We start from the raw sequence: 21,090 nt of genomic DNA, 5'->3' as shown, positions 1-21,090 counted from the left end.
CTCTCACTCGCCACCAATCCCAGCCCCGACTTCGCACCCCTCGCCCACCACAATGATCAGTGGCCTCCAATCGATAAACGGCCGACCGTCTCGATGCCTCTCGCGTCCGCACTGCTCGCACGGCTCGCCGAGGTCTTTGTCAAGAACGAACGGCTCAATCGCCGTGGCCGGAAAGCCACACGCCGCACAGCCTGACTCGTGCCTCATGTTCTTCATCCTTCCTTCAAGTTTCGCTAGGCGCTTGTCAAGGCCCATGGCTTTACTCCAATCTCCGTAGGTGTCTCATCCATTGCCGCCTCGAGCGCCTCGATCCGCGCAAGCACATCGATCGCAACCACCGGCCCCAGCACGCGATCGAGGAGCAACTTCGCCGCCGCCATGTCGCCAGCCTTGGCACGCTCAATGACCGTCGCCACCACTTCACCCATGTCCTTGATCGTGACCGACTCAATCATCGCCGAGCGCAATCGCCCGACCCGCGCCGCTTGCGGATTGCCGATGGCGAATCGATTGCCCGACGCAAACCGCCCGCGCGCATCTCGCCCGCCGGAGCCGCCTCGCCCAGCATCGCCAGCAGCCACGATGCCTGTTTCAGGCGAGCTCGGCATCGCGACGGGATCAGCCTTGGCCCCGCGAGGCCGCCTCTTGGGCCCCTTTCCACCGTTAGAACCCGTTGGTGACGGTGACGGCATGGCTCAGCCTCCTCCTTTGACCACACTCGCCACCATCGCCGCGATCCCAACCCGTATCGCTTCCGGCAAGTCGGGCCAAGCGGTGATCAAACTGGCAAGTTCCCGGTCGATGTGTGGACGATTCTCAGCCTCGTTTGCCGATGGGGTGGCAGAATGGTGGGGGGCAAATGTACGATCGTCGTAAGTGCTTGCAGCGTCAGTCGCTTGCGGGGTATGGTGTCCGCCTTCCAAGCTGAATGTTGACGGTTCGAGTCCGTTCGCCCGCTTTTCTTTCGCTGCGGCGGCCCATGCGCTGCTTGCGGCGGTGCGATCGCGCTTTTATGGGTTGCCTTTGGCTGTGGCTTCGGCCTTGGCTGCGGCCCAGATTTCTTCTGCCGTCATGCCGTACTTCTCCAGCCAGTATCCGTCGCTGTAGCGGCCTGCGCGGCAGTCGGCGTTGATTGTGGTGATCGCGTCCCTGTCGATGTTGCGAACGATGTAATCCAGAAAGGTCGCTGCGGGGAAGTAGGGCTGGTCGTAGTTGGCCCGTTCCCAGTTGAGCCGGCGCCGCTTCTCGACCGGTTCGAACTGATACCAGCGGATCTGATCGGCGATTCCTTCCACCAGCCATCCCGGCGGGCGCTGCCCGCGCGGCATGCCGCGATACTGCTGGGCCACATGCACGAGTTCATGCACCACGCTGCCGACCGCTTCGGTCCTGAGGTTCGCCTTGTACCACTCGCCGGCACAATAGATATCCTGGCCGCTGGTGTGCGCCACGCCGTCCATCTGCGCGCGGAAGATGATGCGGAAGTCGTCGGGAGGCGAAAAGCCGTCGCTGGCCAACTGGGCCGTGATCTTCGGGTACCACTCGCTCACCACCGGCATGAGCGTCTCCTGCACCCATGCGCGCAGCTCGGGAACCTCGGTGGTGTCGAAGGTGATCGTGGCTGAGCCTTGAATGGTCAGCACATCGAGCGCGGCTTCGGTTTCGATGGCCTCGGGCTCGGGCACCGGCTGCGGGATCGGGCCGTCCTCGTCGGGCAGGCGCAGCACCTGGATCGAGCGGATGCTGACGATGCTCTTCGGGTCGTGCTGCTGGAACGCGAAGTGCCCGGGGCCGAACTGTCTGGCGAAGTCAAGATACTCATACAGTTCCTGCCCGTTGATCGAGACCCTGATGCGGGTCATAGCGCGGCCGCGCCAGACATCATCGCGCACGCCGATCTCATAGACAAACCACGCATCGGGCTCGACGAGCCTGGCATACACATGACACATCCCGTAGAGCGAGCCGGTGCGGATCGGGTCGGTGTGCGTGCTGGCCACCTGGGCCTCATAGCCGTCAAGGAAGCCGGGCTCGGGCGTCGTGCGAAAGTACAGCCCCGAGTTGCCGCCGTCATTGATCTTCATCTCGACGCGGTAGCGAAAGTTCCTGTACGGCCCGGTGGTCGAGACGAGCATCGACGGCTGGCCCGAGCCGACGATCGCGCCGTCGACGACGTCCCATTTGGTCTGCTCGGAGCCGACGACCCTCCATCCGTCGAGCGTGCGGCCGTCAAAGAGGCTGACCCAGCGCTGCGGCTCGCTGCTGCGGGCGGCGGCGGAGGGGACAGTGCGCGGCAGAGCGGCGAACAGGCAGATGAGACACAGGATTCGGGTGAGCATGGGTGGTCCTCCTTCTCTACCGTAGCTGGCAAAAACCTGGTGGCGGCGCGACCGCGGCGTGCTGACTCGCCGACAGCATAGCCGCTCGTGGTTGTCCACCGCGGCGCCGGGCCCGATTCTGCGACGGTATACTCGGCCACGATGAGCAAGTATCACGCGCTGCGCGACTTTCTTGTGACGTGTGCGGGCGAGGAGCTCGCCATATCCTTTGACGATCTCGAACGGGCCACCGGCATCACGCTTCCCTACGCCGCCCGTCACCATCGGCAGTGGTGGTCCAACGGCACCAACGCCCACACGCAGGCGGTGGCGTGGATGGAGGCGGGCTACAGGGTGACGGATCTGGACCTCAAGGCCGGCACCGTCCGCTTCGTGCCCGACGCTGGCGCGCCGAGTGCCGCTGGCCGCGAGCGCTTCGACCGCGTGCACCGCTATGAGCACCGCAAGTCGACTCGCTCGCGCCGCTGAGCCGCCCGCTGCGCACGGAGCCGACCACGGAGCAGGAGCGGGCCCGAAGCCGCCCCGAGGCACCGATGGCGCTGCGGCGGGCACCGGCACGCCTCCCGAAACGCGTGCTGAGATAACAATTCATCGACGCCACGCGAGTGAAGCCCGTGCTTGTGTCGCGCCAACGCGCGATTGTGTCGCGCCAACGCGCGCTTTTGTTGCGCCAACGCGCGTTATTGTCGTGTCAACGCGCGAAATTATCGTGTCAACGCGCGAAATTGTCGTGTCATCGAGCGTTTGTATCGTGTCAACGCGCGAAATTGTCGTGTCAACGCGCGGAATTGTCGTGTCAACGCGCGCTTTTATCGTGTCAACGAACGCTTTTGTCGTGTCATTGGCCGCGTGTGCAACCGTGTCGCGCGGCTCCACCGCCTCAGACCGACAAAAAGAGGCCTGACAGGCCCAATAACCGCGTTGGCCACGCGATCGCTCACACCGATAGACTCTGCCATGATGCACACTCGACTCATCGGACTGGTGGCAGCCGCTCTTGTCCTCCTTGCCGGACCTGCAGCCGGCGATGAGCCGGTCTGGACGACGATTCAGGAGCGGGCCAGCGAGCAGTTCGGCGAGGCCGGCGGGCGCGCGGCCGCGTTTCTTATGGCCCATCGCCCGCAGCGCGACGCCCAGATCGACCCGGACCTGGTGATCGAGAACATCGGCCTGGCGCTGCATGCCCGCACCACCTATCCGTGGGCCGCCGAAGTCCGCGAAGAACTTTTTTTCAACGACGTCCTGCCCTACGCGGTGCTCGATGAGACCCGCGAGCGCTGGAGGCCGCGATTGCACGAACTGGCCAGCGCGATGGTCGTCGACGCCAAGACCGCAACCGAAGCGGCCCAGGCTCTGAACCGGGAACTGTTCAAGAGCGTCAACGTCACGTACAGCACCGGCCGCCGCAAAGCCAACCAGAGCCCGCTCGAATCGATGGAACTCGGTCTTGCGTCGTGTACCGGGCTGTCGATTCTGCTCGTCGATGCCTGCCGCAGCGTGGGCATCCCCGCGCGCGTCGCGGGCATCGCCTCGTGGACCGATCGCAACGGCAACCACACCTGGGTCGAGATTCATGACGGCGAGCAGTGGCGGTTCGCGGGGGCGGCTGAGTATGACCCAAGCGGTCTTGACCGCGGCTGGTTCGCGGGCCCGGCCTCGCACGCGATCGAAGGCCACGAACTGCACGCGATCTGGGCCTCGTCGTGGCGGCGCACGGGCGACCGCTTCCCGCTGGCATGGAACATGAGCGATCGCAGTGTGCCGGGGGTCGATGTGTCGTCGCGTTACACCCGCGCGAAGGCCGCAGCGGGCACTGACAGGAGCGTGCTCACGATCCGTCTGTGGGAATCGCGCGGCGGGAAGCGGCTCGCGGCCGAAGTGACGGCGCTCGAAGCCGAAGAGGCGATTCGATCGCGCACCTTCGCCGACCCCGACGACATCAACCGCGTCGCCGAACTGGCCGACACCGGCCAGCGGCCATTGCGCATCGCGCTGGTTCATGACGGCCAGAGGCGCACGGCAGTGCTGAGCGAATCGCACGCGCCCGGTCGCGTCATCGAACTGTACTGGAATGAACTCGGTCTGTCGAAAGAGGCAGCGGTGGCGACAGCCGCGAGCGTGTGGGCCCAGCACGCCGCATCCGTGCGCGCCCAGCGCCAGGCCGAACTCGAAGCCCTGTCGCTTCGCTGTGGCGATTATGACATGCGACTCATGCGCCGCGACTTCGGCTCGGCGCCGGCGAGCGGAGCGAGCCTCTGGATCTCGATGCACGGCGGTGGGGGCGCGCCGCCCAGCGTGAACGATCAGCAATGGAGCAATCAGGTCAATCTTTACACGCTCCCTGAGGGCATCTGCATCGCCCCGCGCGCCCCGACCGACACCTGGAACCTCTGGCATCGCCCCGAGATCGACTGCCTCCTGGATCGGCTCATCGAATCGGCGATCATTGCCTGGGGTGTCGATCCTGATCGTGTGTATCTGATCGGGTACTCGGCCGGAGGCGATGGTGTCTATCAACTCGCACCGCGTCTGGCGGATCGATTCGCTGCCGCCTCGATGATGGCGGGGCATCCGAACGATTCATCGCCCCTGGGTCTGCGCAATCTCCCGTTTGGTCTGTTCATGGGGGCCGATGACGCCGCCTACAACCGCAACACGGTGGCGCAGCAATGGGCCGACCAGCTCGCTCAACTGCGTGCAGCCGACCCCGATGGCTACGAACACATGGCACGCATCTATCCTGATCTGGGACACTGGATGAACCGCAAGGATGCCGAGGCGATTCCGTGGATGGCGCAGAAAGTTCGTGATCCATGGCCCCGCTCGATCGTCTGGCGACAGGGCAATACCACGCACGAGAGGTTCTACTGGCTCGCGGTGCCGGATGAAGAGGCTGTTCGGGGGCGTGTGATTCGCGCCACAGTCGAAGGCCAGACGATCACGATCGAAAGTGATGCTGTGTCGCGCGTCGAACTGCTGCTCAGCGATGCGTTGCTGGATCTGGATGAGGTAGTCACCGTCATTCTGAACGGCCGCACCGTGCATGCAGGGCCCGTTGAGCGTACGGAGTCGGCCATTGGGCGTTCACTCAGCCTTCGTCCTGATCCGCGCATGATCGCTACCGCGGTGCTCAAGGTCGGTCTGGATGAGGATTGAACCTGCATGCGGGGCTCGGGATGGACCGCGCTTCGTGCATGCCACCCCAAACAGTTCCCTTCGTGTGATTTCGAGCCCAGTGCATTGAGATGTTGAGCCCCGCTTGCTGCGATTGTCTGTATACTGGACATCGTGCTGGCGAAAAGTCAGTGTGCGAGGGCATTGGGTGTCATGCGAACATATTCACTGGGTCTATCGTGGGTGTGGTCCGGCGTTGTGCTCATTGGAGCGAGCGCGTTGGTTGTCAGCCTTGCCGCCCGGCAGCCGGCGCCCGTTGATGCAGTTGATGCAGTTCCAACTGCCAAGCGGGTGCTTGAACCGGTGCGCTACGGTCGGGACATTCGGCCGATTCTCTCGGACCGATGTTTTCAGTGTCACGGGCCTGATGCGGGGACGCTGGCTGCGGATCTGCGCCTCGATGTGCGCGACCATGCGATCGCGGCACGCAAGGACGGCCCGCCCGCGATTGTGCCGGGCGACGCGGCAAGCAGTGAACTGTTCCGTCGCATCGCATCGAGCGATCCGATGGTCCGCATGCCTCCACCCGAGAGTCATAAAAACGCACTGACCGCGGCTGAACAGGATCTGGTGCGGCGATGGATCGATCAAGGCGCTCGCTATGAAGCGCACTGGGCCTTCGAGCCTCCGGTACGCCCGCCCGTGCCTGAGCGTGCGCAGGACTGGGGAACCACGCCGATCGACGCATTCATTCTTCAGACGCTGGAGCAGGCCGGGATCACCCCCTCGCCCGAAGCCGATCGCGTGAGCCAGTTGAGGCGGTTGTTCTTTGATCTCACAGGTCTTGCACCAACGCCCGACGAGATCGACGAGTTTCTCAGCGACCACAGGCCTGACGCATACGAGCGTTGGGTCGATCGGCTTCTGACCCGGGAGCCGTACCGCACGCGATACGCCGAACGCATGACCGCGCCGTGGCTCGATCAGGCACGCTATGCAGATACGACCGGCATCCACATGGACGCGGGACGGCAGATGTGGCTGTGGCGTGATTGGGTCCTTCACGCCTATCGCGATAACATGCCATTCGATCAGTTCGTGATTGAACAACTCGCAGGCGATCTGATCCCGGGCGCTTCGACATGGCAGGTTGTGGCCAGCGGATTCAATCGCAATCACGTCATCACCGATGAAGGCGGCGCCATCGACGAAGAGTATCTTGTCGAATACGCAGTGGATCGCGTTTCGACCGCGGGCTCGGTGCTGCTTGGGCTGACACTGGGTTGTGCACGCTGCCACGACCACAAGTTCGATCCGATCAGCATGGAGGATTTCTACTCGTTCTTCGCGTTCTTCAACTCCAACGACGAGCCCGGGCTGTATTCGCAGACGCCCGACGCCAACCGCGCTTACGAGCCGTTCATCCTTGTGCCAACTTCGGATCAGCAGGCAAGGCTTGATGCGATTACGCGTGAAATCGAGGGTTTGAAGGCGACGCTCGAGACAAGAACGCCCGAAGAGCAAGAGCAGCGCGAACGCTTCGCTGGCCAGATCCAGGAGTCTGCCGGTGTGCGCTGGTCGCCAGCGCATGTCGTGAGCGTTACTTCGAATGGCGGCGCGACGATGGATATCCTCGATGACGGCTCGATTCGCGCCTCGGGCACTTTGCCTGAGCGGGACGACTACCACGTCACAATCCGCACCAGCGGGTCAGGGCAGAGGCTCATTCTGCTCGAAGCCCTCGAAGAACCGACCGCACCCGATGGCCGCATCGGGCGGGCACACAATGGCAACGTGGTCGTCACCGGCCTGCTCGCATCATGGTCTACACCGGACAAGCCTGAATCGAAGAATGACATCACATTCTCGTGGGCTTACGCCGACTATGCGCAGGAGAACGGCAACTTCGCGGTGACAAACCTGCTCAGCCCGAACAACGCCGAGGGCTGGGCGTTGCGCGCGCACGAACGGCGGGGACCGCGTTACGCGCTGCTGCTCGCCGACGAAGATTTCGGGGTCGAAGGTGTCACCGATCTCCACCTCATCATCCGACAGCAGTCTATATACGCACAGCACACGCTCGCCCGTTTTCGCATCAGCGTCGGCACGATCAGCGACGTCGGTGCGGACATGCTCCCAAACGCGTGGGGTCGATGGCATGTCGTCGGCCCGTTCGCGGGCGATGAGCAGAACCGTGTCTGGGAGCCGGAAATCGGACCCGAACATCAAACTCGCCTCGACCTTGCCGCCACATTCGGCGAACAAGGTCTTGCGTGGCGCTTCGATGAACGACTGCGCGACGGCATTGCACTTCCTCTCTATGACGGCCGCAACATCACATATCTCGGCAGGCAGGCTTTCGCACCGACGCCGAGGTCCGTCGAAGTCTCGCTTGGCAGTGACGATGGATTTCGGCTTTATGCGAACGCGACCCAGGTCGCACAGCGACAAGTCGATCGCGGCGTCGCGCCCGATCAGGATTCAGCCACAATCCCACTGACATCAGGCGAGAACGCAGTCGTTCTCAAGATAGTCAACACCGGAGGCATTGGCGGGTTCTATTACAAGCAGGCCGAGACCGCCACCTTGCGAGGCGATCTTGTCTGGGCACTCATTCCGCACGATCGCCTCTCGGCTGAGCTTGAATCCCGTCTGGATCGTGCCTGGAGCAGCGCATTTCTGCCGCGATATCTTGAGGCCGCAGAACGTACAGCGGCGCTTGACCGCGAAAGCATCTCTATCAACGCCGTCGTCCCTCGCACCATGGTGATGAAGGAACTGCCCGAGCCTCGCCCGACATTTGTACTTAGTGCCGGGCTGTATGACAAGCCCGATCACTCTCGCCCCGTAGGTCGCCGAGTGCCCGCATCGCTTGGCGCAATGCCCGCTGACGCACCTGCCAACCGGCTGGGACTTGCCGAGTGGATCGTTTCGGACGACAACCCGCTCCTGGCTCGCGTCACCATGAACCGACTGTGGGAGCAGTTCTTCGGCACAGGTATTGTCGAAACGAGTGACGACTTCGGGCTTCAAGGCGCCTGGCCAAGCCATCCCGAATTGCTCGACTATCTCGCGGTCGAGTTTCGCGAGAGCGGCTGGGATCTTCAGCACATGATTCGCCTGATCGTCACGAGCGCGACCTATCGCCAGAGTTCCAGGGTGCGCCCGAGTCTGAAGGAACTCGACCCAGACAACAGGCTGCTTGCGTTTTTCCCGCGGCGCCGCCTTGCTGCCGAGCAGATTCGCGATCACGCTCTGTACGCTTCGGGCCTGCTGGTCGAGAAGCTCGGAGGACCATCGGTCAAGCCGTATCAGCCTCCTGGACTATGGCAGGAAGTGGCAATGCCACAATCAAATACGCGCATCTATCAGCAAGGCACCGGAGATGATCTCTGGCGGCGCAGCATCTATACCTATTGGAAGCGTGCCGTGCCGCCGCCATCAATGCTCACGTTCGATGCTCCGACACGCGAGTCGTGCGTCACACGCCGCATCCCCACCAGCACGCCGCTTCAAGCGCTCGTCCTGTGGAACGACGAACAGTTTCAGGAGGCGTATCGCGTGCTGGCGCAACGCACGCTCGCCGAGGTCGATCACGATGACGCTCGTCTCACACACCTGTTCCGTCGGTGCATCGGGCGTGCGCCAGAACCACGCGAACTGACCCTCCTGCATGATGCCTTGGAGGAATATCGTGCCCGATATCGCCAGGCACCCGACGACGCTGCCGGTGTCATTGCGGCCGGGCAGTCTTCGCGACCCGCGGATGCCGACGCTGCCGAACTTGCAGCGTGGACCATGATCGCCAGCAGCGTGTTCAACCTCTATGAATCCACGACGCAGGAGTAATGCCGGTGCATCCTCTCGAAGAACACTATCTTGACCTCACTCGGCGACGTTTCTTCAGCCTTGCCGCTCGCGGGCTGGCGGCCGGCTTGGGAGGCACGGCACTCGGCTCAATGCTCGGAGCCGAAGCCACCAAGCGCGTCATCAATCCCGGCGATCCCGCCATCAGCGACCTCTTCCCCGGCATCGGAGCTCACTTCGCACCCAAAGCCAAGCGCGTCATCTATATGCACATGGAAGGCGCTCCAAGCCAGATCGACCTCTTCGACTACAAACCGGCACTGCACGAACGCTTCAACGAAGAACTGCCCGACTCCATTCGAATGGGACAACGTCTCACCGGAATGACCAGCGGTCAGGCACGATTCCCCGTCGCACCATCCATGTTCAAGTTTGACAAGTATCGCAATAACGACAGCGGGCTCTGGATGTCCGAGCTCCTCCCACACACCGCATCCGTCGCGCACGAACTGTGTGTCGTCTACTCGATGCACACCGAAGCCATCAACCACGAACCAGGCATCACATTTTTTCAAACCGGCAGCCAGCAGCCCGGGCGTGCATCGTTCGGGTCATGGGTCAGTTATGGCTTGGGCAGTGCGAATGCCAATCTACCAACTTTTGTCGTGCTCATCACCCAGGGCGTGGGAAACATGCAGGCGCTCTCCGCGCGCTTCTGGGGCTCGGGTTTTCTGCCCAGCGAGCATCAGGGGTGCAAACTTCGCGCGGCTGAAGACCCCGTGCTGTTCCTCAAGGATCCGCATGGCGTCTCGCGCAACGATCGCCGCCGCATGCTCGATCTGGTCGGGGAACTCAACGCCCTGGAGAACGAGCGCACGCTTGACCCCGAGATCCGAACACGCATCGCTCAGTACGAAATGGCTTATCGCATGCAGATGTCCGTTCCCGATCTCACTGATTTTTCCAACGAAGATGCCGAAACTCTTGCGCTCTATGGCCCCGATGTTTCTCGCGCCGGCTCCTTCGCCGCCAACTGCCTCCTTGCACGAAGGCTCGCCGAGCGCGGAGTCCGATTCATCCAGCTCTACATGCGTGGCTGGGATCAGCACAACAATCTGCCCAACGAGTTGCGGGCCCAATGCAAGGCGGTCGATCAGCCTCAGGCCGCGCTCATCAAGGATCTTCGTCGTCGCGGGCTCCTCGATGAGACGCTCATCCTCTGGTCTGGCGAGTTCGGCCGCACCGTCTACTCGCAAGGTACGCTCACAGCCGACAACTATGGCCGCGACCATCACCCACGTTGCTTCAGCCTCTGGCTCGCGGGTGGCGGTATCAAGCCCGGCATCACCTATGGCCGAACCGACGATTACTCATACAACATCGTTGAAAACCCCATGGAAGTCCACGATCTTCACGCCACCATGCTGCACCTGCTCGGCATCGATCACGCTCGGCTGAAGTTTCGAAGCCAGGGACGCGACTTCAGACTCACAGACGTCTTCGGCAAGGTGAATCGCGACATCATCACATAAGCACGCACCACACTCATCTATCCACCATGGAAGCACTCATTCAGTTCGCCGGTCGACTCCACCCGCTCCTGCTTCACGCGCCAATCGGCTTGCTCATCGGGCTTGCTGCACTCGAGTTGATCTCACGTCTGGCCAAAAAACCGCTGACGCCGTTCGTCCGGGCCGCACTGATCTGGCTCGTTGCACTCTCTGCTGCAGCGTCGATCGCATCTGGTCTCATCCTTGCAGAAGAGGGCGGGTATGCGCGGTCAACGCTGCAACTGCACAAGTATCTTGCGATTGCGGTTGGTGTGGCAGCACTTGCCGCTGCATTGGCCAATCACTTTGCCAGGCCGCGCACCTATGGCGTGCTGCTCGCATTCGCGCTCGTGCTCCTCATGCCCGCTGGTCACATCGGTTCCACTATGACTCATGGCCCAAGATTCCTCACAGAGCCCTTTGCGACACGCCCCACAGAGCCGGTGGTTGTTCCGGTTGATCTTGAGCCGGGCCAGAGTGTGTATACGCACGTCATTGCGCCCATACTCACTGCTCGGTGCGTCGGCTGTCATGGCTCCGATCGTGACAAGGGCGGCCTGCGGCTTCACACACCCGAAGCAATCACCCTCGGCGGTGAATCGGGGCCGGTTTTCGTCGCTTCGGATCCAGGCCAGAGTGAAATACTCAAACGCATGCTCCTGCCGCTCGATCACGATGACCGCATGCCGCCCCGATCCAAGCCTCAACCAGCCCCGACAGAAGTAGCCGCGATCGAAGCGTGGATTGCCGATGGTGCTTCATTCGTTGCGACTCGCTCGCTGGCCAGTGCGATGGCGCTTGCCGAACACACCACGACGCCCGACGCACTCAGCACCGATCCAGGACCGCCTTCTGCCGCCGCGATCCACGCATTGCGCGAGCACTTCGTTCATGTCGAGCCTGTCGCGGCCAACACGAATTTTCTTGTCATTGATGCCTCGACTGCAATGCCCGCAATCAGTGATGAACGCCTTGAAGCATTGCTCATCCCTCTGCGAGAGCATGTCGCCGATCTTTCTCTCGCTCGCACCAAGGCGACCGACGCGATCATGCCTCTGCTTGCGCAGTTTCCCAACCTTGTGCGACTCGATTTCTCATCAACGAGTATTTCGAACATTGGCCTTGCGAATCTGACTGAGCACGCATCGCTCGAAACGCTGCTCATCGCGCAGTCGCCAAACGTTACTGATGAGACAATCTCGATTTTGAAAACTATCCCGCGCCTTTCTCGCGTCTACCTCTGGGGAAGTGGTATCTCAGCCCCTTTGATTGCCAAGTGGCGCCAGGATCAGCCGCAGTTGCGGATTGACGCCGGCGACGCGCCGCTGTCCGATCCGCTCGACGCTACCGCCTCGACCGATGACACATCGGCTGCGATTGCTCGTGCGGTCACCGATGCCCTCACACCCATTAATGCCATGTGCCCTGTGTCGTCCAAGCCAGTTGATCGCCGCTACGCTGTGGTGCACAATCAGCGTGTCATCGCGTTCTGCTGCGCCAACTGTCTTGATTCATTCGTCCGCGATCCCGACCGGTTCGCTCAGGCTCTCGGCCCCTGACCGCACGCTCAACTCCCGCCACGCCTGTACGGCGGAGTACACATCGTCAGCCGATCTCGCTTCGCGGATCGCATCCTTCAGCGGGCGGCAATGCGAGCCATTGATATCCTTGCCGAGCCAACTGATCTTCTGCCCAAGTTTGAACAGCGCATTCGCATCGCCACGAAACTCGCGCAGTCGATCAAAGTAGTACAGCACCGTATCGAGTTTCTCACTCTCTTCGACACGCCCTTCATCGCCAGTCGTCTGCCTGGCCCATGCCTGACGGAAAATCCAAGGCCTGGCAAACGCCCCTCGTCCAATCATCACTCCAGCACACCCCGTCTGACCAATCAACTCCATCACGTCATCAGGTGTGCGCACATCGCCATTGCCAATCACAGGCGGACCGCCCGCAGACGTGCCGTCGTACGCGCCGAACCGCTCCCCAACTGTCTCTACGACGCGCCGAATCCCATCGCGACGCACGCTCCCCTTGAACCGTTGCTCAGTCGTTCGACCGTGAACGGTTATCGCAGCAGCACCAGCCGCAATCAACTGACAAGCAAGCGCACCGGCTACATTGTGCTCCGCATCCGCGTCCGTCCAGCCCAATCGCATCTTGGCAGTCATTGGCACACTGTCCGGAATCGCCCGTCGAACTGCATCCGCAATCGCGACAGCCGTCCCTGGAATAGTCATCAACTTCGACCCGCCATCCTTCTTGCAGACCTTGTCGACAGGGCAGCCCATATTGATGTCAACGACGGTCGCACCACGATCAACGCACCATCGGGCACCATCGGCCAGCAGTGCAGGATCCGATCCGTACAACTGCATACCGATCGGCTTGTCGAAGTCGTTGGTGCGAGCCAGATCCGCGGTGGCCTCCGAACCACACAGCAGCCCCACCGGACTCAGCAAGTCAGTGCATGCCAGTCCAACGCCTCCGAGTCGCCGCACCGTCATCCGCCACGCCAGATCGCACCAGCCAGCAATCGGCGCGAGCAGCAGATTCGTCTCAAGTCGCAGTGATCCAATCTGAAGCGGTGTAGCGAGCATGGAATTTCGCGGTTCGTCGTGCCCCATCGCACTGTGGATCCTATCCCGAAGTCGATGCAAAGCCATCACCGGCTCGCAACCTCGGGCCTACGATCGGCGTTGACACCCAGCACAGGGTGCGGTGGCCGAGCGGCTGAAGGCGACGCACTTGAAATGCGTTAGACTCGTAAGGGTCTCGGGGGTTCGAATCCCTCCCGCACCGTTCATTCCTCTATTTCGGCGTCACTGGCACCCCGCACTGAACGCCCCCAGATACCCCGCGACATCGAAGAAATCAAAAACCCCATCGTCGTTGAGGTCCGCCTGTGGATGCCTCGCGCTGAACGCAGCCAGAAACGTCGAAACGTCAAAGAAGTTCAGCACTCCATCGGGTTGGAAATCCGCAATACATGCCCTCGCAGTGATCGTGTAAATCCCCGCGGGCACATTCTTGAGCGTTTCCGTCATGCCATTGGCGTATGTGATCGTCAGATTCGCGTGCGTCGCACCCGCCAGCCCGATGTGGGCCGACAACTCCGATTGCGCCAGATACGTCGACCCGCCATCAATATACCGCATCTGCGTCAGCCCTGGCGTCTGCATGACGACCTTCGTCCCGAAACCGTCGGGCGCAAGCCCCAGCACATGCCTCGTGACAAAACGCAGTGTGATCGATGTTGCTCCCGGGTTCGGCAGATCATTCCGATACAGCAGCATCGGTTGACGGGTGTTGAAGATCACGATGTCGCGTGAGCCCTTGTTGTCAAAGTCGGCCGTCAGCAATCCTCGCCCCTGGCCCGCGTGCAGGATCCCCGATTCAACAGCCCGATCAGTAAACGTCCCATCTCCGTTGTTCATGTACAACTGCGTGGGGTCCGCCTGGTTCGGTGCTTCCCAACCATTCGTAGCCACAATGTCAACTCGCCCGTCATGATCGAAGTCCGTCGCTTCCGTCCCCCAACCCCAGTATCCAAAGTTCACCCCAGCAGCAACCGAAATCTCCTCAAAAACATGTGGCGAAACCTGGCGATACAGCATGTTCCCCGATCCCGCACTCTTGTCCTCATTGATTCGGCTCGTCACGTACCAGTCGAACAACCCGTCATTGTCAAAATCACCGTACGTATTGCCCATGCCATTCTCGTCCAGGCCAGTGCCCGAACTCGCCGTAGCGTCCGTGAACGTCCCGTCCCCATTGTTGATCAGGTATCGCGACGTGAGGAAATCTGCAACCCACAGCAGATCCGGCCACCCGTCTCCATTCATATCCACAAATCGCGGCGCGTACCCCTTGACTGTGTTCATGCCGGCCGGCAACGCAATGGATGTGACATTCGTAAACGTCCCGTTGCCATTGTTGCGGAACAGCCGGTTTCCTCCTTGCCACCCGGCGACAGCCAAATCCAGATCGCCATCCCCGTCAAAGTCGCCAAACGCCGCCCCGAACGCTTCGCCCAATGACTGATGCGTCATCCGCACCCCCGCAGCCTGCGCCACATCCGTGAAGGTCCCATTCCCGTTGTTGCGCCACAGAATGTTCCGTCCGGCCGACTGCATCTGCGTGGTTCCAATCGACGTGACGTAGATATCAAGCCACCCATCGTTGTTGTAGTCGCCCACCGCAGCCCCGGTGCCCCGGTGCGTGCGACCCACCCCAGCCGAAAGCGTGACATCAGTAAACGTCCCATTCCCGTTGTTCAGGAACAGGCGATCCATGCCTCCGCCCCCGCCGATGACAAACAAATCGAGATGTCCATCGCGGTTGAAGTCGCCCACCGCGCCCCCCGGAGCCATGAACTCCATGTCCGGAAGTTGCAACGCCGTCTGGTGCACGACCGAGCACCCTGCATCGCTGGCTCGCTCAGTAAACTTCAACTGCGCACCCGCCGACGAACATACATACAGCGCAGCAATCATCCCCACACGCAAAGCACGCGCAAATGCCATCACTTCCCTCGCTTTCGATCCAGTTTTTCTTCGCAGACCCGACTCTGGCCAGAACGGCCAAGGCTGGTTCAATATACCAAGAACTGCGCCCTGCGTGCAAGCAAAACCGCCCCCGGATGGACGCGGTTCGACAAACTCAGTTCAAATTCTGATCGGGAAGCAGGCTTCTGCCGACCCTCTCAGGCCTTCGGGGCCTTGTAGAACGGCAGCGGAACCACCTGCCCCTCGATCAACGCCTTGCCCGCATCAATCTGCACTGCCTGCCCAGCCCCCGCCCGCTCAATCGGCACAAAACCCATCGCAATAGGACGCTCCAGCGTCGGGCTCAGGCACCCGCTCGTGACCTGTCCGATTTCCGCCTCACCAACCTTGATCGGCATCCCCTGCCTCGGCGTGCGTTTGCCATCGCACGCTATACCGACCAGTTTCCGTGTTACACCTTTTGCTTGAGTCGCCTCCAACGCGTCCTGCCCGATGAACCGCTCGCCGCCCCCAGCCTCGCTCTTGTCCATCGCGATCGCAAAATCAAGCCCGGTCTCCAGCGCGTTAATCTCTTCGCCCAGTTCGTGTCCATAGAGCGGCATCCCCGCCTCCAGCCGAAGCGAATCGCGCGCGCCCAGCCCGATCGGTCGCACCACCGGATGCTCAGCACTCAGGCCCGCATCCTTGAGCAGCAGTTTCAGTGCCATGCCCACAGCCTTGGCTGGCAGAATCACCTCCACGCCGTCCTCACCGGTGTATCCCGTACGGCTCACGATCAACTTCATCACCAGCAGGTTCTTCGTCGTGAACCGATACCGCTTGAGCGTCGGAATCTCCGAACTCACGCGGCTGATCAGTTCCATCACCTTTGGCCCCTGAAGTGCAACCATCGCCGTCGCCATCGTCCGATCGTCGAACTTGACCTTCCATCCGCGCCGTTCTCGCACCGCCTCGAAATGTGCCAGCAACTTCTCGCGATTCGACGCGTTGATCACCACGGTGAACTCGTCTTCCTCGTGTCGCATCACGATCACATCGTCGCGAACCCCGCCTTGCTCGTTGCACACCAGTGAATACCGGCACTGGCCCGCCTGCATGTCGCCGATCTTTCGTGTGCAACAGTGTTCAAGCAGCCGCCGCGCGTGCATGCCGCTGAAGTTCACCCGCCCCATGTGCGACACGTCGAACAACCCGCCCGACCGCCGCACTTGAAGGTGTTCTTCCTGAATGCTGCCGTAGCGAATCGGCATGCTCCAGCCCGCAAACTCGACAAAGTGGGCGCCATGCTCGGCATGAAAGTCATGAAGCGGTGATTGATGCAAGGCAGAGTCCTCCGCAAAAGGTCAGATCATCAGCGTAGGCGCGAGCACTTCAAACCGGGCTTGAGCCCCGCATCACGGTTGTCCCCGCCAAGGCCCATTGTCCAGCAGCCTCACGCCCCCGACCTCGGCACACACCAATGCCCGCATCTCCCTGCCAACCTCTTGAGCGGGCATCAACGTCACCGCATCGCGCACGGTCGCGTAGTGCACAGCATCCACGCTCCGGACAAGGGTCTCGTGCATCACACGCTCGGCTTCCTCTACACTCGCACATCGACCGCTCTCTTCGATCGCGCGATGAAGCGACAGTGCCCGCTCTCGCCCGCGAACATCAAGCCTCGAATTGCGGCTCGACATCGCGAGCCCGTCCTGCTCACGCACAATCGGACCCGCGATAATCTCAATTGCTCGGCCCTGCATCCTCACCATCGCCCGCACCACCTGCAACTGTTGCCAGTCCTTTTCTCCAAACACCGCTTGGCTCGGGCTGCAGACATCAAACAACCTCGAAACCACCTGACAAACTCCCGCAAAATGCCCCGGCCTTCCCGCGTCCTCAAGCGCAGGTTCCGTGGCCACTGGGGGTAGCGACGGCACCGGAACTCCAGCGTCCGGCGGGTACATTTCCTCCACCGATGGGCAGAACACGACATCCACGCCGGAACCGTCGAGCAGATTCAGATCGCGCTCGAGATCGCGCGGATACGCATCCAGATCCACCCGCGCATTGAACTGCGTCGGATTCACAAAAATACTCACAACCACCAGCCCGGTGTCACTCACTTCACGCGCACGATGTACCAGCGACAGGTGCCCTTCGTGCAAAGCGCCCATCGTCGGCACCAGCACGCACCCTTCGGCATTCAGTTCCTGAATCTTGCGCACAATCCGCACGCACAAGTGTTGATCGCCCGACCCGCCCGAGCAAATCGCTTCACGCCGAGGCCGACGCCGCCCACTTGGCTACAGGACCTTCCGTCGGTAGCGGGATCAGGTCCAGGTCCACAAAGTACAGCCCGTCGCAGTCATAGTCGCAGAGCACGACTCGCGCCAACAGCACCACAGGCTTCGAATCGATCAGGTGAATCATGATCCCAATGGTGCTTTCCGGATAGATCATCCGACGCGAGCGAATCACGATGTTTGATCGGCTGAGCAGGGCTGCCCGAGCAGTCCAGACCGACTTGACCCGACCTCTCTCATCAAATTCCGCAAGGTCAAGTTCGGCGCTGAAAGCCGCGCCCTTGGGTCGCCCAGGACGAGCCTTAATGACTCCCGCACCGCCACCTACGCCCGGAGGCGGGGGAACTGACGGGTACTGGTCAGAATGGCACAAAAGGCGCGAGCGCACAGGACACCCCTCCGCACTCTGTCATCGGATCGGTTGCACCCCGACTTTCGTGGGGGGAACCCTCCCCAACGTCCGAGAGCCAATTCAGTCCCGGGAATCCGTAACCTTTTGCTGCGACGTCGCACTTCCCTGTGTATCGCGTTTCGGCCGAAACAGCAGCACCCGCACCAGCCAACCGAAACACCGGGCCGCCATCCCCCGCTTGCGCGCGCCCGCTGCATGCAGCGTCCCGGTCACGAATCCTTCGAGTTCGTAGTAGTTTCGCGGAGGCCTTGCGTACAAGTCCTGTCCGCAGCTCGGGCACACATAGTCCTGAAGCGGACTCTGAAACGCACTCCCGTCAAATCCGCACGAAACACACCGCCTCCGGGACAACTCGGGAGCAGCAGCACGAGAACACACGCGACGCATGCGCCAAGACTACCGTATCCCATCGCTCGTGAGAAGAGATTTTTGCACGATTCATATGATTCTGGGACCATGCAGTGAACCCGCCAACCATCGAGCAGTGGATCACCCGTCTCGAACATGGCGCACAGATGGTCCTGCGGGAAACCCCCTTGTTCGAGGGCGCGAGTGATCCCGTTTCGGTCGCAGACTGGATTTCAAACTTCGCAGACGAACTCGGCCATCGGCGTGCGCTCGACCGCGCCGTTCTGGCTCGCCTCCTGGGGACCAGCCCCGGTCCAATGCCGGCCTTTCCGACCCCCGACATCGCTTTGTGGTGGGGACAGGACTTGCAGAGCGATTCCCGCAGGGGACCGCCGCCACAGCCCATTGTGCCGCCGGACCCGAATATGGGAATCGAACTGTGGACCGAGATTGAACTCGGGGCTTTGCATGCCGTGTGGAACCGGGTGATTGACCGGGCAGCACCCGAGTGTGGAGTGCTTGCACGCCAAGCCGTCGAATGGCATGTGAACGAACTCCAATCCGACAATGCGACTTCGCACGCTTTCGGGCTGCATGGTTTTGTGATTTGTGCGCACGAACGCAATCTGTCGGACGTCTGGTTGCACGCTGACATGATGGTGCACAGCACGATGCTGGGTACGGGAAAACCGGATCGGTTTTCTGCGTGCCTCATGCTCGACGCGGCACGGGGGCTGAGGCGATACCTCGAAGCGCTCTAAGCGCGGGTCTGAGGCACCGACTGGCGAGGGCGGATCCATCGCGAAATCTCGGTGCGGCGATTGATCTCTGCCCACGCTTTGGCGTCCGATTCGTAGCGGGCACGCAGAGCGGCAGAGAGCAACCCCATGAACATGGGTTGCGGCCGCAGGGGCCGGCCGGTGAGTTCGGGATGGAACTGGGCACCGATGAAGTAGGGGTGGGTGTTGTTTGGATTGTCCTCGGAGAACTCGGGGAGTTCGAGAACCTGCATAATGGGCTGGTCGGGATGCCGACCTGAGAAAATCAACCCCTTGGCTTCGAGTCGTTCGATGTAGTGCGGGTCCACTTCGTAGCGATGACGGAAGCGTTCGTGAATGCTGGTGCGTCCTCCGAAGAGGAAGTGGGCGAGTGTGCCGGGCTGGATCTGGACATCCTGAGCACCGAGGCGCATGGTTCCGCCGAGGCCTTCAATTCGTTTCTGGTCGGGGAGCTCGCTGATGACTGCTGACGGACAGGCGGGGTCGAACTCGGTGCTGGATGCGTCAGAGATTCCAAGGACGTTTCGGGCAAACTCAATGACTGCGACCTGGAAGCCAAGACAGATGCCCAGGTATGGGAGTTTTCGCTCACGGCAGAAGCGGACACAGGCGATCTTGCCTTCGACACCGCGCCACCCGAAGCCTCCGGGGACGATGACCCCATCGAGGCCTTCTAGCGCGGTGTCAACGTTGCGAAGGTCTATGTCTGTGGTCTCGATCCAGCGTTGTTCAACGCGGCACTGGAGGTGTGCTGAGCAGTGTTCGAGTGCCTTTTCGATCGAGGCATACGCGTCGCGGAGGGCAGCGTACTTGCCGGTGATGCCAATCGAGATGGTGTGATCGCGCGGGCCAGTCAGTTTGCTGATGAACCGGCTCCAGCGTTCGCGGGCGACATCCTCGTGGCGGTTGTCAACGCGATCGTGGAGACTGAGGACGGAGAGAATCTCGCGGTCGAGGCCTTCGGCGCGGAGTTCGTCAGGGATGGTGTAGATGCTGTCGCGGTCGTGCATGCTGAAGACACGACGCAGCGGCACGTTACTGAACATCGCGATTTTCTCGCGGACTTTCTGCTGAACCGGGTTTGACGCGCGGCAGGCGATCATGTGTGGCTGAATGCCGGCTTCGAGAAGTCGCTTGATCCCGAGTTGAGCGGCTTTGGATTTCTGCTCGCCGAGACTCTTGGGCTCGATGACGTAGGTCAGGGCGACAAAGCAGCATGAACCTGGACCTTCCTCGAAAGCCAGTTCGCGCAGGGCTTCAATGTAAAAGCCGTTTTCGTAGTCGCCAACAGTGCCCCCGACTTCGACAAAGATGACATCGGCGGGCTGGTTGCCGTCGCCTCGGAGCGCGAGTTCGCGGAGTTTGCGCTTCACTTCACCCGTCACATGCGGAATCATCTGGACATCGCGCCCGAGATAGACGCCCTGCCGCTCACGATCGAGGATTTCGCTGAAAATTCGGCCTGAGGTGACGAAGTTCCGCCTGGAGAGATTCTGATCGAGCATGCGCTCGTACGTGCCCAGATCCATATCGCACTCGGTCCCGTCTTCGAGGACGAAAACCTCGCCATGGCGATAGGGGTTGAGCGTTCCAGAGTCGATGTTGAGATAGCCCTCCATTTTGATGGGGGCGACGATCAGGCCTTTGTCCTTGAGGACCTTGGCGACGCTGGATGCAAAAATGCCCTTGCCCAGGCCTGACATGACCGTGCCCAGGACGATGATGTACTTGTGAAACCCTTTGCGGTAGCCATCGGGAACTGGGGAATAGAACTCGGTATAGGGAGAGGATTCTCCCGCCGCGGCAAGCATGGCCTGAGCGTCAACCTCGGCTTCAGGCTCATCGGCGGGTACGCCATGGGCAAACCGGTTCGGCTTGCTGTACGGTGGTTGATTCTGATTGGCAGCGTCTTCAGACGTTGGGGGCATGTCCAATCGTATCAGACTCG

General features: G+C 61.4%; 15 protein-coding genes and 1 tRNA gene. 7 read left to right on the top strand and 9 right to left on the bottom strand.

Going from position 1 to position 21,090, the window contains the following annotated elements:
- Positions 1 to 3: 3 nt before the first annotated feature.
- The 3 genes from KF757_10795 to KF757_10785 all read right to left on the bottom strand — a co-directional run bounded on the left by KF757_10795 (position 4) and on the right by KF757_10785 (position 2,339).
- Positions 4 to 207: a hypothetical protein gene (locus KF757_10795; GenBank protein ID MBX3323468.1), complete on the bottom strand. Its 204-nt coding sequence runs from the start codon at positions 205 to 207 to the stop codon at positions 4 to 6.
- Between the two features lie 26 nt (positions 208 to 233).
- Positions 234 to 692, bottom strand: a complete 459-nt coding sequence (locus tag KF757_10790) for a hypothetical protein (protein ID MBX3323467.1) — start codon at positions 690 to 692, stop codon at positions 234 to 236.
- A 318-nt stretch (positions 693 to 1,010) separates the two neighbouring features.
- Positions 1,011 to 2,339: a DUF1080 domain-containing protein gene (locus KF757_10785; protein ID MBX3323466.1), complete on the bottom strand. Its 1,329-nt coding sequence runs from the start codon at positions 2,337 to 2,339 to the stop codon at positions 1,011 to 1,013.
- Positions 2,340 to 2,480: 141 nt separating this feature from the next.
- On the opposite strand from KF757_10785, the gene KF757_10780 reads away from it, so the two are divergent.
- The 5 genes from KF757_10780 (at position 2,481) to KF757_10760 (ending at position 12,369) form a co-directional block, all read left to right on the top strand.
- On the top strand, positions 2,481 to 2,807 hold the full coding sequence (locus tag KF757_10780) for a hypothetical protein (GenBank protein MBX3323465.1): 327 nt from the start codon (positions 2,481 to 2,483) through the stop codon (positions 2,805 to 2,807).
- 489 nt (positions 2,808 to 3,296) lie between these two features.
- Positions 3,297 to 5,495 (top strand): hypothetical protein, encoded by a 2,199-nt coding sequence (locus KF757_10775; protein MBX3323464.1) that lies wholly within the window; start codon positions 3,297 to 3,299, stop codon positions 5,493 to 5,495.
- 171 nt (positions 5,496 to 5,666) lie between these two features.
- The gene (locus KF757_10770; GenBank protein MBX3323463.1) at positions 5,667 to 9,302 is read left to right on the top strand and encodes a PSD1 domain-containing protein; all 3,636 of its coding nucleotides are present in this window, start codon (positions 5,667 to 5,669) and stop codon (positions 9,300 to 9,302) included.
- A complete protein-coding gene (locus tag KF757_10765; GenBank protein ID MBX3323462.1) occupies positions 9,302 to 10,792 on the top strand; it encodes a DUF1501 domain-containing protein in 1,491 nt (496 codons plus the stop codon). The genes KF757_10770 and KF757_10765 overlap by 1 nt, the downstream gene beginning before the upstream one ends.
- 26 nt (positions 10,793 to 10,818) lie before the next feature.
- Complete coding sequence (locus KF757_10760; GenBank protein ID MBX3323461.1) at positions 10,819 to 12,369, top strand: hypothetical protein; 1,551 nt, start codon at positions 10,819 to 10,821, stop codon at positions 12,367 to 12,369.
- Here the strand turns inward: KF757_10760 and KF757_10755 are convergent.
- Entirely contained in the window at positions 12,322 to 13,437 is a 1,116-nt protein-coding gene (locus KF757_10755; GenBank protein ID MBX3323460.1) for a tRNA-dihydrouridine synthase family protein, read from the bottom strand. The genes KF757_10760 and KF757_10755 overlap by 48 nt on opposite strands.
- An 88-nt stretch (positions 13,438 to 13,525) precedes the next feature.
- Here KF757_10755 and KF757_10750 point away from each other — a divergent pair.
- Positions 13,526 to 13,612, top strand: a tRNA-Ser gene (locus KF757_10750).
- A 20-nt stretch (positions 13,613 to 13,632) separates the two neighbouring features.
- Here KF757_10750 and KF757_10745 read toward each other — a convergent pair.
- From KF757_10745 to KF757_10730, 4 genes are all read right to left on the bottom strand, one after another.
- Positions 13,633 to 15,336 carry a CRTAC1 family protein gene (locus KF757_10745; protein ID MBX3323459.1) on the bottom strand — a complete coding sequence of 568 codons (1,704 nt, stop codon included), beginning with the start codon at positions 15,334 to 15,336 and terminating at the stop codon, positions 13,633 to 13,635.
- Positions 15,337 to 15,515: 179 nt separating this feature from the next.
- Positions 15,516 to 16,640 carry a glycine cleavage system aminomethyltransferase GcvT gene (gene gcvT, locus KF757_10740; GenBank protein ID MBX3323458.1) on the bottom strand — a complete coding sequence of 375 codons (1,125 nt, stop codon included), beginning with the start codon at positions 16,638 to 16,640 and terminating at the stop codon, positions 15,516 to 15,518.
- Between the two features lie 72 nt (positions 16,641 to 16,712).
- Complete coding sequence (panC, locus tag KF757_10735) at positions 16,713 to 17,534, bottom strand: pantoate--beta-alanine ligase (GenBank protein MBX3323457.1); 822 nt, start codon at positions 17,532 to 17,534, stop codon at positions 16,713 to 16,715.
- Positions 17,535 to 17,574: 40 nt separating this feature from the next.
- Positions 17,575 to 17,991 (bottom strand): hypothetical protein, encoded by a 417-nt coding sequence (locus KF757_10730; GenBank protein MBX3323456.1) that lies wholly within the window; start codon positions 17,989 to 17,991, stop codon positions 17,575 to 17,577.
- Between the two features lie 485 nt (positions 17,992 to 18,476).
- On the opposite strand from KF757_10730, the gene KF757_10725 reads away from it, so the two are divergent.
- Positions 18,477 to 19,124 (top strand): hypothetical protein, encoded by a 648-nt coding sequence (locus KF757_10725; GenBank protein MBX3323455.1) that lies wholly within the window; start codon positions 18,477 to 18,479, stop codon positions 19,122 to 19,124.
- On the opposite strand, the gene KF757_10720 is transcribed toward KF757_10725, so the two are convergent.
- Positions 19,121 to 21,070, bottom strand: a complete 1,950-nt coding sequence (locus tag KF757_10720; protein MBX3323454.1) for a CTP synthase — start codon at positions 21,068 to 21,070, stop codon at positions 19,121 to 19,123. The genes KF757_10725 and KF757_10720 overlap by 4 nt on opposite strands.
- Positions 21,071 to 21,090 lie beyond the last annotated feature (20 nt).

The sequence above is a fragment of the Phycisphaeraceae bacterium genome (genome assembly GCA_019636795.1).
Lineage (GTDB): Bacteria > Planctomycetota > Phycisphaerae > Phycisphaerales > UBA1924 > JAHBWW01.
Note: the sequence above shows the minus strand (reverse complement) of the source record. Positions and strands in the feature narration are given on the sequence as shown.